14 protein-coding genes are annotated in these 15,812 nt (G+C 35.3%); 8 read left to right on the forward strand and 6 right to left on the reverse strand.

The genetic code is table 11. The features are described 5' to 3' along the window. Positions 1–801, reverse strand: coding sequence for a head GIN domain-containing protein (locus K0U91_RS03645; RefSeq protein ID WP_220180446.1), 801 nt, complete (start codon positions 799–801; stop codon positions 1–3). Positions 802–939: 138 nt separating this feature from the next. On the opposite strand from K0U91_RS03645, the gene K0U91_RS03650 reads away from it, so the two are divergent. From K0U91_RS03650 to K0U91_RS03665, 4 genes are read left to right on the forward strand one after another with little or no spacing between them, the layout of a single operon-like run. Beyond that, positions 940–3,081 carry a M3 family metallopeptidase gene (locus K0U91_RS03650; RefSeq protein ID WP_220180447.1) on the forward strand — a complete coding sequence of 714 codons (2,142 nt, stop codon included), beginning with the start codon at positions 940–942 and terminating at the stop codon, positions 3,079–3,081. A 13-nt stretch (positions 3,082–3,094) separates the two neighbouring features. Continuing rightward, the gene (locus tag K0U91_RS03655; RefSeq protein WP_220180448.1) at positions 3,095–3,943 is read left to right on the forward strand and encodes a hypothetical protein; all 849 of its coding nucleotides are present in this window, start codon (positions 3,095–3,097) and stop codon (positions 3,941–3,943) included. 3 nt (positions 3,944–3,946) lie between these two features. After that, positions 3,947–4,369 (forward strand): hypothetical protein, encoded by a 423-nt coding sequence (locus K0U91_RS03660; protein WP_220180449.1) that lies wholly within the window; start codon positions 3,947–3,949, stop codon positions 4,367–4,369. A 9-nt stretch (positions 4,370–4,378) separates the two neighbouring features. After that, on the forward strand, positions 4,379–4,756 hold the full coding sequence (locus tag K0U91_RS03665; RefSeq protein WP_219970617.1) for a YchJ family protein: 378 nt from the start codon (positions 4,379–4,381) through the stop codon (positions 4,754–4,756). A gap of 53 nt (positions 4,757–4,809) precedes the next feature. On the opposite strand, the gene K0U91_RS03670 is transcribed toward K0U91_RS03665, so the two are convergent. Together K0U91_RS03670 and K0U91_RS03675 are read right to left on the reverse strand one after the other, a co-directional pair. Beyond that, on the reverse strand, positions 4,810–5,310 hold the full coding sequence (locus tag K0U91_RS03670) for an FKBP-type peptidyl-prolyl cis-trans isomerase (protein ID WP_219970615.1): 501 nt from the start codon (positions 5,308–5,310) through the stop codon (positions 4,810–4,812). Between the two features lie 113 nt (positions 5,311–5,423). Then, complete coding sequence (locus tag K0U91_RS03675; RefSeq protein ID WP_219970613.1) at positions 5,424–5,672, reverse strand: VF530 family protein; 249 nt, start codon at positions 5,670–5,672, stop codon at positions 5,424–5,426. Positions 5,673–5,803: 131 nt separating this feature from the next. Here K0U91_RS03675 and K0U91_RS03680 point away from each other — a divergent pair, with 131 nt between their 5' ends. After that, the gene (locus K0U91_RS03680) at positions 5,804–5,956 is read left to right on the forward strand and encodes a hypothetical protein (protein ID WP_220180450.1); all 153 of its coding nucleotides are present in this window, start codon (positions 5,804–5,806) and stop codon (positions 5,954–5,956) included. Between the two features lie 83 nt (positions 5,957–6,039). On the opposite strand, the gene K0U91_RS03685 is transcribed toward K0U91_RS03680, so the two are convergent. Then, positions 6,040–6,897: a hypothetical protein gene (locus K0U91_RS03685; protein ID WP_220180451.1), complete on the reverse strand. Its 858-nt coding sequence runs from the start codon at positions 6,895–6,897 to the stop codon at positions 6,040–6,042. An 81-nt stretch (positions 6,898–6,978) separates the two neighbouring features. Here K0U91_RS03685 and K0U91_RS03690 point away from each other — a divergent pair, with 81 nt between their 5' ends. Then, the gene (locus K0U91_RS03690; RefSeq protein ID WP_220180452.1) at positions 6,979–8,184 is read left to right on the forward strand and encodes a metallophosphoesterase family protein; all 1,206 of its coding nucleotides are present in this window, start codon (positions 6,979–6,981) and stop codon (positions 8,182–8,184) included. Positions 8,185–8,187: 3 nt separating this feature from the next. Beyond that, complete coding sequence (locus tag K0U91_RS03695; RefSeq protein WP_220180453.1) at positions 8,188–11,226, forward strand: AAA family ATPase; 3,039 nt, start codon at positions 8,188–8,190, stop codon at positions 11,224–11,226. Positions 11,227–11,288: 62 nt separating this feature from the next. On the opposite strand, the gene K0U91_RS03700 is transcribed toward K0U91_RS03695, so the two are convergent. Both K0U91_RS03700 and K0U91_RS03705 read right to left on the reverse strand, forming a co-directional pair. Further along, on the reverse strand, positions 11,289–12,308 hold the full coding sequence (locus tag K0U91_RS03700) for an LLM class flavin-dependent oxidoreductase (RefSeq protein ID WP_220180454.1): 1,020 nt from the start codon (positions 12,306–12,308) through the stop codon (positions 11,289–11,291). Positions 12,309–12,538: 230 nt separating this feature from the next. Further along, a complete protein-coding gene (locus K0U91_RS03705; protein WP_220180455.1) occupies positions 12,539–14,683 on the reverse strand; it encodes a S9 family peptidase in 2,145 nt (714 codons plus the stop codon). Between the two features lie 597 nt (positions 14,684–15,280). Here K0U91_RS03705 and K0U91_RS03710 point away from each other — a divergent pair. Beyond that, positions 15,281–15,793, forward strand: coding sequence for a YceI family protein (locus tag K0U91_RS03710; protein WP_219970602.1), 513 nt, complete (start codon positions 15,281–15,283; stop codon positions 15,791–15,793). Positions 15,794–15,812: the final 19 nt, after the last annotated feature.

Genomic DNA, 15,812 nt, shown 5'->3' on the forward strand with positions numbered 1-15,812 from the left:
TTATTGAATAGAAACGCTTCCGCCGCTGCTTTCTTCTTTTTTCACCATTGTTACATTACCTTTTTTATAAACGTTTACGCTGCCCCCAGAAGAAGCCTCTGCATCGACAGTTGAACTGGCGCTCACTTCTAAACTTGCCCCGCTTGAGGCATCTGCTTTAAGGTTTTCAACCGTAACTCCTTTACCGTCAATGCTGCTTCCTGAAGAAGAGCTCATCTCTGCATTTTTAGATTTCCCGGAAATGGCAATACTTGCAGCCGATGATGCATCAACATCAAGATCTACAGCCCATATTTTGCCTTCAAAACTGCTGCTGCTGTCAACAGATATTTCCATGTCGTTTGCTTCCAGATGACCTTTGATATTTGCGGCACTTGAGGCTTCGATATCTGTTTTTTCCTGAGTAAATTTATCTTTTACAGTAATACTTGCCGCAGAATTGGCAATCAACTTCATAAAATCTCTAGCATAGATTGTAGCTTTTACATTATTCGTATTCATCACACGAAATCCGGTTTTGTAATGAATATGCACTTTTCCGCCTGTTATTTCCACCAAAACTTCATCAATAATATTGGCAGGAGCAGAGATCACTACTTTTTCAATATCAGATTTAATAATTTCAGCCTCGATAGCCTGAGAAACTTCTATTTCGTCAAAGTCTCCATTAAATTCCTTTTGCTTCAGCGGTCCGTGGTCTTTGTTGGTAACATCGGGAAGCCAGTTAGATTTTTCACCTTTTTCATTGCAAGAAGAAAGAATAATCATTCCGGCAAGAAGTAAAATTGCTGTACATTTCATGTTTATTGCTTTTGGTAAGTTTAGTTTTTAATATCTTTATACTTTAATAACAACTAATGTATGAAATCTCTTACAATTAGCCACTAAAAAATAGCTAAGAGATTGAATATGAACAGCAAAAACAATAAGTAACTGCGTATGAAAAACATTTCATCAGTATTGTTAATTTCTGCTTTGGCATTTAATTACTCATGTACCACAATGAAAACAACCGATATCAAGCAGGAAATTCCTGTACCGGATTCCTCGCTTTCGTCAAATCCGTTTATGAAAAAAAGTAAGCTTCAGTATGAAGCTCCGGAATTTGACAAAATTAAAAATGAACATTTCAAACCTGCTTTTGAATTTGGTCTAAAACAGCATGACGCTGAAATTCTCAAAATTGCCAACAATTCTGAAGCAGCTACTTTTGAAAATACAATTGTAGCATTAGAAAAAAGCGGCGAAGTTCTAAAAAGAGCTGTTACCATTTTTTCAAATCTGACAAGCGCAAACACAAACCCTACTTTACAGGCTTTGGATGAAGAATTTGCCCCGATTTTTGCCGCGCATTCCGATAAAATGTATCTGAATGAAAATTTATATGAAAGAATAAAAGCTATTTCAGATAATGGCTTGGATTCTGAAAGCAAAAGATTATTAAAATTTTACAAACAGAATTTTGAAATCGCAGGAGCCAATCTTTCTGCTGCTGACAAAGAAAAACTAAAGCAATACAATCAGGAAATGGCTTCATTATCAACCCAATATTCCAACAAATTGCTTGAGGCAAGAAAAGAAGGCGGGATCATCATCGACAATGTAAAAGAACTGGACGGACTTTCTGCTGACGAAATTGCCGCAGCTGCTGCCGATGCAAAAACTGCAGGGAAAGATGGAAAATATCTTTTAGCACTTCAAAATACGACACAGCAACCTGTTTTACAAAACCTTACCAATAGAGCGACCCGTGAAAAAGTTTTCAAAGCTTCGTGGATGAGAGCCGAAAAAGGCGGGAACAGCGATACAAGAGAAACGATTGAAAAACTAGCAAAATTAAGACTGAAAAAAGCGCAGATTTTAGGCAAAAAAAGTTTCGCTGAATGGAAACTGCAGGATCAGATGGCAAAAAACCCTGATGCAGCGGTAAAATTAATGAATCAACTGGCAACTCCGGCTGTAGAAACGGCAAAACGTGAAGCAAAAGATATTCAGGATTTGATTGATCAGCAAAAAGGTGGTTTTAAATTAGAACCTTGGGACTGGAATTTCTATGCAGAACAGGTGAGAAAAGCAAAATTTGATTTAGATGAAAACCAGATCAAGCCTTATTTTGAAATTACTACGGTTTTGGAAAAAGGCGTTTTCTTCGCAGCTGAAAAATTTTATGGATTGACTTTCAAAAAAAGAACCGACCTTCCGGTTTATCATCCCGATGTAGTAACTTACGAAGTTTTTGACCATAATGGAAAATCTTTGGCAATTTATTATCTTGATTTTTACACCAGAGATTCTAAAAATGGTGGTGCTTGGATGAGTAATTTCGTTGAACAGTCTTATTTATTAGGAACAAAACCTGTAATTGTCAATTGCTACAACTATCAGAAACCGGCTCCCGGAAAACCTTCACTGATCAGCTATGATGATGTGACAACAATTTTCCACGAGTTCGGTCACTCAATCCATGGAATGTTTGCCAATCAGAAATATCCTTCGCTTTCAGGAACCAATGTTCCGAGAGATTTTGTGGAATTTCCTTCGCAAATTAATGAACACTGGGCTTTAGATCCGGTAGTTTTAAAAAATTACGCAATACATTACGAAACAAAACAGCCTATTCCGCAGACTTTAGTCGATAAAATAAAGAAAGCGGCTACATTCAATCAAGGTTATATGACCACCGAATTGGTTTCTGCCGCGGCTTTAGATATGGATTGGCATTCTGTAACGAACGAAGGACAATTGCTTCCGGTTTTAGATTTTGAGAAACAATCTTTGAATAATCACGGATTTACTTTATCCACCGTTCCTCCAAGATATCATACTCCTTATTTTGCACACATTTGGGGCGGAGGATATTCGGCTGGATATTATGCTTATTTGTGGTCTGAAACATTAGACAGCGATGCCTGGGAATGGATTTCAAATAACGGCGGACTGACCAGAGAAAATGGTGACCGTTTCAGAAAATATATTCTTTCCGTTGGAAATTCTGTTGATCTGAATCAGGCATTCAGAGATTTTACGGGGCACGATCCGGACATCAAACCTTTATTAAGGAACAGAGGTTTTATTAAATAACAAAATATCTCATATGATCTCAAACTTTGGAGTAAAGGTATTATTCTTTTCATCCATATTAATTCTGACTTGTTTTACGATGAGCAATAAAGGATTCGAAGACAGGTCAGACTCTTTTTATCATGTAAAATCTGATACTATCTCTGATTCATTGATGATTGAAAGGGAAAAATGGATGGCAGAAGAACAAAAATATTTAGATTCTGCTTGTCTATCAGAAACCCAAAAAGCAGAAGAGGATATTAAAAAGAATAAGCTGGTGTTCTTTCATTATTTCGGATTGGTAGAAGAATATAAAGGGAATACAGAAATGAACGAATTATTAAAAAAATATAATATTGGAGTTGATTCTGCATTAACTTATTGTACTGTACCTCCTCACCTTCAAAATTGTTATGCTCAGATAATGAGGAAAGAAATTGATAGGAAATTTGGTGCAACATTCATTGATTCACTGCGCACAACAGCAGAAATACAATACATAAAGAAAAATCCTGATAAAGTATATAGATTCGAAGAATGCGATTGGGTTTCAAGATATCCGGGTGATACATCGTACGAAGAATTTAGTAAAAGTTATGAAAGAGATTTTTGGAAAGGCGTAGGATATCCTGATGATTTTGAATATAGAAAAGATAAAGACCTCTATTCTTCCATGGGAGCTACTTTTGTGTTATATAAAACGGGGAAAATTTCAGATCTAAAAATTGATATTACCTTTCAGAACAAAAAAAATTATAAATACTCATCTTACTTTATCAGTCAATTAAAAGAATTCGTTCAAAAGACAAAATGGGTTCCTGCAAAAAGTTCGGGAATAACTGTAAACAGTGAAATGAGAATAACTTTATTTTTTAAATAACTTATGAAAAAAATTATTTTAGGCGCATTAATTTTGGGATTCGGAACGATCTACGCCCAAAAAGCAAAACCACAGGCCAATAAAATCGATCAAAAACTTGTCGGTTTATGGAAAGGCGGAGAAAAAGATCAGCAGATTGACGGAATGGAAAAACTATGGGTCATGGATAGGAAAGAAGATGGTACTTTCGTGCTCTTATTTACAACGGTTCAGAACTGCCAGGTTAATCAGCAAGTAGAAAAAGGACAATGGTGGATTGAGAATAACAAGTTTCATGAGCTGCATTTTGATTCAGGCAAAACAGATGTATACACTTACGAATTATTAGATAAATCCCATATAAAATTTAAATCTACAGAACAGGCATTAGAAATGGCATCCAGCGAATACACATTTATCGACACAAAAATTGAAGAAGAAAATTAAGCAAAATATATGAACTGTCCCTGCTGCTCAGGAAAATCTTACGAAGAATGTTGTAAACCTTATCACACCGGAGAAAAAAATGCTCCTACCGTAGAAGCTTTAATGCGTTCCAGATTTTCTGCATTTGCGATTCCAAACGGAGCCTATTTAATGGAAACCACACTTCCTGAAAAGCGAAAACTTCATAACAAAAGTGAATTACAGGAATGGGGAGAAATCAATGAATGGACAAAACTGGAAATTGTAAAAACTCCCGCACTCAATCAGGTTGAATTTAAAGCTTACTATACCGATGAAGATGGAAAACCACAAATTCATCATGAGTTTTCAGTTTTTAAGAAAATTCAGGCGCGATGGTATTACGTATCGGGAAAGTTTTTAAAATAAATCACCAAATAAAAATGCCCGGAAAATCGGGCATTGATATTATCTTACTGCTCTTAGTGAGCTTCGTTTCCATCAATTCCATGAGGATGGCCGTGCTGTAGCTCTTCCTCTGTAGCAGGACGTGTATTTACAATTTCTACCTGGAAATCCAACGTTTTCCCAGCCATCGGATGGTTAAGGTCTGCCACCACAACTTCCGGAGTTACTTCTACTACAAAAGCCTGGAAATTATTCCCTTCATTATCCGTAAGAGGTAAAATAGCTCCCAAAGGAGGAGTTCCTGCTTCATTGAACATATCGATTGGTAATTGTGCAATGGCTTCAGGGTCTTTTTCACCATAAGCTTCGTCGGGCTGAATTACAAAGGCTGCTTTATCGCCTGCTTTTAAACCAAGAATGTTTTGTTCAAATTTTGGAATCATCATTCCCAAACCATATAAGAATGTAAGCGGATTTTCTGCTGTTGTTTCTTCTACAAGAATCTTACTTCCATCCTCTTCGATTGTGTGAAGTATGTAGCTTACAGCTACAACATGATTGTTTTCGATTGTCATATTTTTTCTTTTTGTCGTGATGTTTTTCACGATTAATGATACAAATATACTGCTTTTGAAATCATTGACTGCCCAAATATAGTAAAAGAAACCTCAGAACAGCATCAGGTTGATCAGCCTTTTTTTGCTTCGTTTTTCTTTTTCTGTCTCAAAACATACAGGTACAAACTTTCTACTTTTGCTCTTGCCCAATCTGTTTTTCTTAAAAACTTCAAAGAAGAATTGATACTTGGATTGTCTGTGAAGCATTTGATATTAATTTGCTCGCCCAGTTTTTCAAATCCATGATAATATTCTACCAATTCTTCAAGAATTGCATCGAGACGCTTTCCGTGTAAAGGATCTTTTGATTTTTCTTCCATAACGCAGTAAAATTAAAATATTTTATCTGACTTAGCGACTAAAATTGTTTAGAGTCTTAATCTTTAGTATTTTTGACGAAGGTATTTCTTTGCAAAAAGCACCTATAAAAATTACTCATCAGCGAAAAAATATGAGCAAAAATAACGAAGCCAACAGAAAGAAAAACAAAAATAAAATCGATCAGAAAAAACGGAAGATACAGAATGCGGAAGCAGAACGAAAAGCACGTTTAAAACAAATTCGGGAAGATTTTAAGGCAAAAGAAGCGGGAAATCCCATATGAAATCTTAAATTAATGACCTGACAGTTCTAAACTCCGCTAGGTCTGAATTCAAAAAAATTGGATATCATTTCAGCAGTTGTTGGCTATTCTGCATACTTTTTTGAATCAGTTTTATTATCATTATTTCTATTCAGAATATTTTCTGCCATTTTTTTATAGTCTTCGGTCTTCATAACAACAGTTTGGTTATTTGAATTCCAAATCGTTGTAAATTTTTTAGAAATCGTAATATAACTCTCCCAATTTGTAAGATTCTGATAAAGCATCAGTGTGCAAATATCTGTTGGAGTCATAGTCTGCCAATTTTCAATAACATGAGAATGGATCCCACTAACCGTTTTTCCCACTTTTTCATCGGTAATGTTTTGAGTGATCAAACTGTTATGAAGCTTTTCCACATCTTTAACTTCATTTATATTGTTAAAAGTGATCAAGTAATCATTTCCAAAAACAACAAGATTATTTACAGTCGGTCCTGTTAAAACATAAACCTTTTTGATGTTTTTTTTGATGAGAGGTACAATATTAAAGTTTGTATTTTTATAATATTTGAATATGGTATCTGTCTTAATTGTAGCTAAAGCAATTTGTCTTATTGTAAAATACTCAGTTTCTACGGGTGTGAAATCCCTTTCTTTCAAATCAAGCTTTGCATTTTGCGAATTATAATTGGTAGGGAAAGCAATCGTTGCTAGAACCTTGTTTTCTTTTGAAAAGAAAATACATTTTGGGACTGATTCATCAATATAAGAAAAATATCCGCCTACATTTTCCATTTTTTCATAATTAGCCCTGAAAATATCTGTTCCGTACCAACTTGCCATTTCGCTACGATATAAAGCAATTCCTTCTTCATTAATTTCTTTGGAGAGCCTTTCAAGATTTTGAGCCTGAAAACAAATCGCAAGTAAAATAAAAAATGCAGCAATAATATTTTTCATATGATTAGTTTTTCCAAAAATAAGGAATAACATTTTATTTAGAAATTTTACTTTGCCTTTTTAGTTTCTTACCTTTACATTATGAAAATTCTTCATACCGCCGATTGGCATTTGGGTAAGCGTCTCGACCGTTTTTCACGTCTTGAAGAACAGGTTTTGGTCCTGAACGAAATTGTAGAAATTGCTGACCGTGAAAAAATTGATTTAGTCTTAATTGCAGGCGATCTGTTTGACAATTTTAATCCGGGTGTTGAGGCGACAGAACTCTTTTATAAAACTTTAAAGCGCCTGTCATTAAACGGGAAGCGTCCTGTCGTTGCTATTTCAGGAAATCATGACTCTCCGAGCCTTATTGATGCACCCGATCCTTTGGCCAGAGAGTGCGGAATTATTTTAATAGGTCATCCGAAAGCAAAAGTGCAGCCTTTTGAACTGGAACATTTTAAAATTTCAAAAACAGCTGACGGTTTTATTGAGCTGGAATTTAAAAATCTAAGTTTTCCTGTCAGGATTCTGCATACACCTTATGCTAACGAAGTCCGTTTAAAAGAATATTTCGGTGAAAATAAAGAAGAACAACTCAGCCATGTTTTATCTGAGAGCTGGAGACAAATTGCTGACGAATTTTGTGATAAAAAGGGTATCAATCTTTTAATGGCACATCTGTACATGAATAAAAAAGGGGCGCCACTCTTAGATGAACCGGAAGGTGAAAAACCTATTAAAATAGGAAATGCTGATCTCATTTGGTCAGACATCATTCCGCATCAGATTCAATATACGGCGTTAGGACACCTGCATGGTTTTCAAAACATCGGAACTGCAGAAAAACCTGTTGTTTATGCGTCTTCACCTTTGTGCTATAGCTTTAGTGAGGCCGGCCAGACAAAATACGTCTCTATTATTGAAGCGGAACCTAATAAACAGGTTACACTTGATAAAATGGCTTTAAAAAACGGAAAATGCGTCATTAGAAAAACGTTTGATTCTGTTGATAAAACGATTGAATGGCTTCAGGAAAACCCCAATTCTCTGGTTGAACTTACTTTAAAAAGCGAAACATTTTTAAAAGCCGAAGAAAGAAAACTCATCTATCAAACTCACAGCGGGATTGTACATCTGATTCCGAAGGTTAAAAATGAGGAATTTAATGAGAATCAGCTGAGTGAAATTAATCTTAATCAGGATATTCTGGCATTGTTTAAAGATTATTTTAAATCTAAAAATGGTGGTCAGGAAGCCAATGACGATATTATCGGCTTATTTAAAGAAATTGAAAACTACTAACCTATGATTCCTATTCAGTTGACTTTAGAAGGTCTTTATTCTTATCAGGAGCGTCAGAAAATCAATTTTGAAGATCTTACGCAGGCAGGTCTTTTCGGAATTTTTGGTTCGGTTGGTTCGGGCAAATCTTCTATTCTGGAGGCGATCTCGTTTGCTTTGTATGGTGAAACGGAACGTCTCAACTCTAGAGACAGACGCGCCTACAACATGATGAATTTGAAATCAAACAAATCATATATTGAGTTCGATTTTATCAACTTTGAAAATAAAAAATTTCGTGCTACAAGAGAATTCAGGAGAAATTCTAAAAACTTTGAAGATGTAAAAGCTCCAACTGTAACGTTCTACGAATGGAAAAATGAAAACTGGATTCCTTTGGATCATTCCGATTCTGAAAAAATTGTTGGTTTAAGTTATGCTAATTTCAAACGTACGATCATCATTCCACAAGGTCAGTTTAAAGAATTTTTAGAGCTCGGAGCGACCGACCGCACGAATATGATGAAAGAAATTTTCAGTCTTCAGCGTTTTGATCTACAGAATAATGTTTCGGCTCTGAATGCTAAAAACAGATCTGAACTCGATCAGTTGGAAGGCCAGTTGAAAGGTTTTGAAGGCATTAACGAAGAGCAGATTTCTGTACAGAAAGAAAATTTAAAGCTTAAACGACAGAAATTTGAAGAAATAAATATTCAGTTTAAACATATTGAAGAAAAATACCAGCAGCTTAACAATTTAAAGGCTGATTTTGAATTACTGAAACAGAAAAAAGATAATTTTGAAAAACTATCTAATCAGAAAAATGAAATAGATCAGTCAGAGGTGAAAACCGAATTATTTGATACAATTTTCAGGATTTTTACGCCTATTATCAGTGAAAAAAATAAACTTCAAAAAGAAATTTCAGAACAGAAGCAAAATAAGGCCAATCAGCTTAAGATTTTACATGAAACTGAAATAAAATCTGAAAACATCAAAAATAGACTGGCTGCGATTCTTCCAAAATTTGAAGCTTTAGAGAGATCTAAAACTCAGGAAAATGATTTGGGTTTGATTATAAAAATGCTGCAGTTCTCTGATGACATCAAATCTTTACGAATAAGAACAGAAAAAGGATCTGAGAAAGTAAAAGAGGTTGAGGTAAAGCAAAATTTAATTCAGAAAAAAACAGAAGAGCTGACTACAATTGGTAATGCTTTAAAATCTCAAAAATTAGATTCCAATGTTTTAATCAATGCAGGAAATTGGTTTTTGGAGCATAAAAATATAACAGAATCTGCGAAAAGCCAGAGTGCAAAAATTAATGATTTTCAGGCTAAAATTGAACAGTTGAATGCTGATCTCATACCTTTTGCAATTAATTCTGAAACTTTCCGGGAAGATTTTAAACTGAAGGCAGAAACTTTAGAAAGTGAAGCTAAAAAACTGTCTGACAAAAAAAATCAGCTCGAGGTGCAGCAAAAGCTAGCGCATTTTGCCGGAGATTTGCACGACGGAGAATCCTGTCCGCTTTGTGGTGCGCTTGAGCATCCGAATATTGTGGAATTTGATGACGTAAATTCTGAGCTGGCTGCGATGAATAAACAGATTCAAAACAATAAAAACCAATCGGATGATATTCAGAAAAAACTTTCTGAAATTGAAAAAATCGTTGACCGCAAAAAGATTTTTGAAGAACAGCAGAAAGCAGAGCAGGAAAATTTAAATCAGATTAAAATCAAAATTGAAAATCACAGAAAGAATTTTATCTGGACAGATTTTAGTGCTGAAAATGAAAAAGAATTTGAGCAGAAACGCCAGAAATCACTTGAAGTTGAAAAACAGATCGACGAAATAAACCAACAGATTATTGCACTGCAGAAAGATCTGGAAAAAGAACGTGAGCATATAGAAAAGTATAAAAAAGCGTTAGAAGAATTTAAGCTGGATGAAGCAAAAAAAGGTGAACAGATCAAAACGAACGAGACGAATCTGAAAATTTTAAGCTGGGATGATTATCAGCAAAAAGAAATAGCCGAAATTGAAAATATTTACCAAAAACTCGCGCAGTCTAATCTCGAAACCGAGCAAAATTACCGGCAGTTATTAAAAGATGAAAAGGAAATTTCACCAAAATTGGCCGAACAGAAAACAATTGTCAGTCTACTTGAAAAAAGAATTTCTGAACTGGAAACTGAAATCTCAGATAATGAAACTATCTTAAAGGATGCATTAGCTGACAATAATTTTCAGGAATTACATCATGTTCAGACTATATTATCACAGGAAATTAACGTTCAGGAAGCCAGAAACAGAATCCAAAAATTCAGAATAGATTTTGAAACACTGAAAAATGGAATTTCTGAACTTGAAAGCAAATTAAGAGATTTTTCTTTTGATGAAGAGCAATTTTCCGAAGTCGAAAATCATTTAAAAACTGTTGAAAATGAGTTGAAAACCGCAAATGATTCTGTTGTAAAAACTACTTCTGAAATTGAACGGCTCGAAAAAGAATTTATAAAAAAAGAAAATTTATTAAAAGAACTCGCTCAGCTTCAGAAGCGTGCAGATCATCTTAAAATAATGACCAATCTCTTTAAAGGAGCGGGGTTTGTACAGTATGTTTCTTCAATTTATCTTCGTCAGTTATGCGATCACGCCAACATTCGGTTTCATCGGATGACCAGAAATCAGCTGAGTCTGCAGCTGAATGAAAACAACGATTTTGAAATCATCGATTACCTGAATGAAGGCCGATGCCGAAGTGTAAAAACGTTATCCGGCGGACAGGCATTTCAGGTTTCGCTGAGCCTCGCTTTGGCTCTTGCAGAAAGTGTACAATCTAATGCTCAGGCAGAAAAAAACTTCTTTTTTATTGATGAAGGTTTCGGAACACAGGATATAGAATCAGTGAACATTGTTTTTGAGACACTGATGAATCTTCAGAAAGAAAACAGAATTGTCGGCATCATTTCTCATGTTGAAGAACTGAAAGAGAAAATTCCGGTTTCGCTCAATATCAGAAAAGACGAGGAAAGAGGAAGTTTGATTGAAATCGTTTAAAATACTAAATAAAAAGCCCTTTCAAAACCTAAATTCTGAAAGGGTGAATATTTGAAGATTTTCTATTTAACTTTCGGAGCCACTTTTTCACCAAATAATTCAATTGATTTCATCATGATATCATGAGCCGGATCTCCTACATCCATATGACCGATAAATCTTGTAATCCCGAAAATTTCTTTCATATAATTGATTTTATCAGCAACATGATCTGCATTCCCTATAAATAAAGCTCCTTCTCTGGCTTTTCCGCCATCATACTGCATTTTTGTATACGGTGCCCAACCTCGTGACTTTCCTATCCTATCCATTTGAGATTTGTAGGTGTCGAAATATCCTTCAATTACATTTGCATCTTCACTCACAAAAGTATGTGAATGAACGGCAATCTGCATTTGAGATTCATCATGACCTGCTTTTACATATTCCTGTTTGTAGAAATCGATTAAGCTTTTAAACTGAATTGGCATTCCTCCAATAATGGCAACCACCAAAGGCATTCCTAGTTTGGCAGCGCTCAAGACCGATTGCGGTGTTCCGCCGACAGCTCTCCAAATTGGAAGCACTCCGTTATTTTTTGCCCTTGGATAAACCGTCTGGTTCTGCATCGGAGCACGGAGTTTTCCTGACCAGGAAACATTTTCTTCTGAATTTATTTTTAGTAATAATTCTAATTTCTCGTCAAACAATTCTTCATAATCGTTCAGAGAATATCCGTACAAAGGGAAAGACTCAATGAAACTTCCACGTCCTACATATATTTCTGCTCTTCCGTCAGAAATTAAATCTAAGGTTGAAAAATCTTCATAAACTTTCACGGGCTCAGACGAACTGAGAACTGTTACGCCACTTGCTAATTTTATATTTTTTGTAATGCTTGCTGCTGCTGCTAAAACCATTTCGGGTGATGAGACAGCGTAATCTGCACGATGATGCTCACCCATTGCGAAGACATCAATTCCTACCTCATCCATCAGCTTTACCTGCTCAAGAATTTCACGGATCTTGATTCCCGCGTCTCTATATTTTCCTGTAGTCTTGTCAAAAGCCAGGTCTCCGAACATTCCTATTCCTAATTCCATATTGTTGATATTTATAGGACAAATTTAGGGTTATGGTTGTTTAAAAACATTGATGTTTGATAAGAAAGAACTCAACACCAATAGCTCAAATATTTCTCACAACTGCATAATTAATTTTTGTGGTGTTTGTGAATCCATTAGTGATATTTGTGTTTCAAAAGAAAACCCAGCCTAGTTTAGGCTGGATTTGATATAATTAAATAGTTTTAATGCCAAAAGCCATTCGCCATTTACTTCTTCAGATTCTGATCAAAATAGTCAGTCACTTTCTGCATGAGGTGTACCCTGTCTTTCCCGATTACATTGTGCGGATGTCCCGGATAAACGAAATAATCTAATTGTACTCCGTTATCAACAGCAGATTTAATGAATTTCATCGAATGCTGCCAAACTACAACATCATCCTGCGCACCGTGAATCATCAGTAATTTCCCTTTTAGATTCTGAACTTTATCCAACAGGTTTGATGCTGCATACCCCTGTGGATTTTCCTGCGGAGAATCCATGTATCTTTCCCCATACATGATTTCGTACATACTCCAGTCGATTACAGGACCGCCTGCAACTCCTACTTTGAAAACATCAGGCTGACGAAGCATAAAACTGGTCGTCATAAAACCTCCAAAACTCCACCCATGGATCCCCAACTTTTCTGAATCTACATAAGGAAGTGATTTTAGATACTTCACACCCTGCATCTGGTCGTTCATTTCTGTCGTTCCTAAATTTCTGAAAACAGCCTGCTCAAATTTCATTCCCCGATTAGACGAGCCTCTTCCATCCATTGTAAAAATAATGTACCCGTTTTGCGCCATATATTCATACCAAAGGTTCCCAGAAGCCGGAAAGCTATTGGTTACTAACTGCAAATGAGGACCATTGTAGAGATAAACAATTGCAGGATATTTTTTATTCGGATCAAAATCAGTCGGAAGAATAATTTTCCCGTACAGTAAAGTCCCGTCGTCTGCTTTTAGATTAACGTTTTTAATTTCAGGACGATCATAATTTTTCAGTGGATTTTCTGAGGTCAAAAGATTTGTAGATTTAAGGGTTGCCGTATTGATTATATTGACTACTTTCGGCGTATCTGTGTTACTGTACGAGTCATACAAATGGCTTCCATCACTGCTCAAAATTGCAGTGTGCATTCCTTCTGCCTTATCCAATCGCTGTGTTTTGAATGTTGCCCAGTTGATTCTGTACAGATGTCTTTCTGTTGGACCATCTTGGGTAGAAACGTAGTAAATTTCTTTTTTCTTTTCATTAAATCCTAAAATATCAGTTACCAACCACTCTCCTTTCGTCATCTGGGCAATCAATCCTTTTTCCAGACTGTAATGGAATAAATGATTATAACCTGTTCTCTGGCTCTGCCATATAAAATCTGTATTGGAATTTGGGAAGAATAATAAAGGATGTTGAGGCTCTACATACTTGCTGTCGGTTTCCTCAAACAGAGTTTTGACAAAATTTCCTGTAACAGCATCGTATTGATTCATTTTTAAATGGTTCTGGCCTCTGTTTAAAACTCCGACAAAAATAAATTTAGAATCCGGGCTCCAGGTAATTGCTGTTAAATACTGGTCTTTTTCACCTTCTACCTGTAAAAAAATAGTCGAGGCATTTTTTATATTATAAATCCCTAAAGTTACTTCGTGGGAAGTTTTACCTGCCATCGGATATTTGATGTTTGTATTGACTGCAGGAGTTACAGACCAGTCGATTACAGGGTAATCTGCAACCATACTCTGATCCATCCTATAAAAAGCGATATTTTCTGAGTTTGGGGAAGGAAAAATTCCGCTGTCTATTCCGAACTCATTTCGGTGAACATTGGAAGCACCGTTGAGAATATTTTCATTGGTATCATTTGTTACCGCAATCTCTTTTCCGTCTTTGTTGATGAATAAGTTATTTCCTTTTGTATATACCAAAGTCTCGTTATCAGCGAGTGTTTTTACGTTAGCCGGATTATCTCCCAATGCTGCAGAATGCTTCACCTTCCAGTCGCTTCCTGATTTCTCTACCCAATACATTTGATTATTGAATGAAAAATAAGCACTTGAATTACTTGTAAATTTTAAAGGTGGAATACCTTTCAGCTTTTTATCTGTGAAATTTTTGTTCAATTGCGTTAAAGAGATTAAAGTATCTTGTTTGCCGGATTTTAAATCCGTTAAAAGATAACCGCCTTTCACCGCCTGAATATATGATTTGTTATCTGCCGACCATGCAAACTGGGAGATATTTTTTACCGCCAAATTGCTTCTCATCCCATTGACAGCTTCTGCCATTGTAAATTTTTGAGTCTGCGCAAAGGCCGTCCCTCCCAAAAAAAACATTAATAAAGAAAATGTATATAATTTTTTCATTGTATAAAATTGAATCTGCCAAAAATAAGAAATAAATGTCATTCGTTAAAATATGTTAAAGACGAATACTGTAATCAATAAATTTAACTATTAAAATAAGTAAACGTTGAGATCAGTTAAGTTAAGCTTCGCTTTTAAAAAGAGTGGTGTATTAAAATTCTTGTGATATTTTTTAATTAAATTTTACAGATCAAAAATCACCTAAAAGTTCAAAATAAACCTACAAATTGAAGAAAGCAAAGACATATACATGAAGTATTGCTTTACTCTCGTGATGATAAATCAAATTACTTTCGTCTGAAGGTGTGCCTTCTAAATTCATATTAATGAACAATTTCAACTAAATATAAATTGATATACTACTCTCATAGCCCTGATAGAAGCGGCATCCTTTTTTCGGCGGGCGCAGCGAAGCGAAGACCGCCGAAAAAGATACAGCGGATAGCAGGACGAAGCTCCCAAAAAAAATGATTCATAAATAATAGAAGCTTAATTTAAATAAATTACATTAAAAATCATTTCTTATCCTAAATCAATGAATCAGTTATCATTCTTGGCTTAGATTTGCAGTATAAATAACAACAAAAAATAAATACAATGGCTACAAAATGGAATTTAGACCCAGCTCACAGTGAAATTACTTTTAAAGTAAAACACATGATGATCTCCAACATCAAAGGTAACTTCACCAACTTCACTGCAGAAATAGAGGCTGAAGACGATACTTTTGCCAACGCAAAAACAACAGCTACCATTCAGACAGATTCTATCTCTACGCATAATACAGACAGAGATAACCATCTGAAATCTGCAGAATTTTTTAACGTAGAAGCTAATCCTACCATTACATTTGAATCTGATGCATTAAATAATTCAGTAACTGGAAATCTTACCGTTAACGGCATTACAAAACCAATCACTCTCGATGTAGATTTCGGAGGAATCAATGTAGATCCTTGGGGAAATACAAAAGCAGGTTTTTCTTTTGAAGGAAAGATCAACAGAAAAGAATTCGGATTGAACTGGAATGCAGCTCTTGAAGCAGGAGGTGTAATGGTAGGTGAAGATGTGAAGATTGCAGGTGAACTGCAGTTTGTAAAGCAAGCATAGTAAATTAAATATAGTTTTT

Source organism: Chryseobacterium sp. LJ668, from assembly GCF_019613955.1.
In the GTDB taxonomy this organism is placed as follows: domain Bacteria; phylum Bacteroidota; class Bacteroidia; order Flavobacteriales; family Weeksellaceae; genus Chryseobacterium.

Coding starts and splice junctions, on each gene's coding strand:
- K0U91_RS03645 (WP_220180446.1), bottom strand. CDS start 801: ATGAAATGTACAGCAATTTTACTTCTTGCCGGAATGATTATTCTTTCT.
- K0U91_RS03650 (WP_220180447.1), top strand. CDS start 940: ATGAAAAACATTTCATCAGTATTGTTAATTTCTGCTTTGGCATTTAAT.
- K0U91_RS03655 (WP_220180448.1), top strand. CDS start 3,095: ATGATCTCAAACTTTGGAGTAAAGGTATTATTCTTTTCATCCATATTA.
- K0U91_RS03660 (WP_220180449.1), top strand. CDS start 3,947: ATGAAAAAAATTATTTTAGGCGCATTAATTTTGGGATTCGGAACGATC.
- K0U91_RS03665 (WP_219970617.1), top strand. CDS start 4,379: ATGAACTGTCCCTGCTGCTCAGGAAAATCTTACGAAGAATGTTGTAAA.
- K0U91_RS03670 (WP_219970615.1), bottom strand. CDS start 5,310: ATGACAATCGAAAACAATCATGTTGTAGCTGTAAGCTACATACTTCAC.
- K0U91_RS03675 (WP_219970613.1), bottom strand. CDS start 5,672: ATGGAAGAAAAATCAAAAGATCCTTTACACGGAAAGCGTCTCGATGCA.
- K0U91_RS03680 (WP_220180450.1), top strand. CDS start 5,804: ATGAGCAAAAATAACGAAGCCAACAGAAAGAAAAACAAAAATAAAATC.
- K0U91_RS03685 (WP_220180451.1), bottom strand. CDS start 6,897: ATGAAAAATATTATTGCTGCATTTTTTATTTTACTTGCGATTTGTTTT.
- K0U91_RS03690 (WP_220180452.1), top strand. CDS start 6,979: ATGAAAATTCTTCATACCGCCGATTGGCATTTGGGTAAGCGTCTCGAC.
- K0U91_RS03695 (WP_220180453.1), top strand. CDS start 8,188: ATGATTCCTATTCAGTTGACTTTAGAAGGTCTTTATTCTTATCAGGAG.
- K0U91_RS03700 (WP_220180454.1), bottom strand. CDS start 12,308: ATGGAATTAGGAATAGGAATGTTCGGAGACCTGGCTTTTGACAAGACT.
- K0U91_RS03705 (WP_220180455.1), bottom strand. CDS start 14,683: ATGAAAAAATTATATACATTTTCTTTATTAATGTTTTTTTTGGGAGGG.
- K0U91_RS03710 (WP_219970602.1), top strand. CDS start 15,281: ATGGCTACAAAATGGAATTTAGACCCAGCTCACAGTGAAATTACTTTT.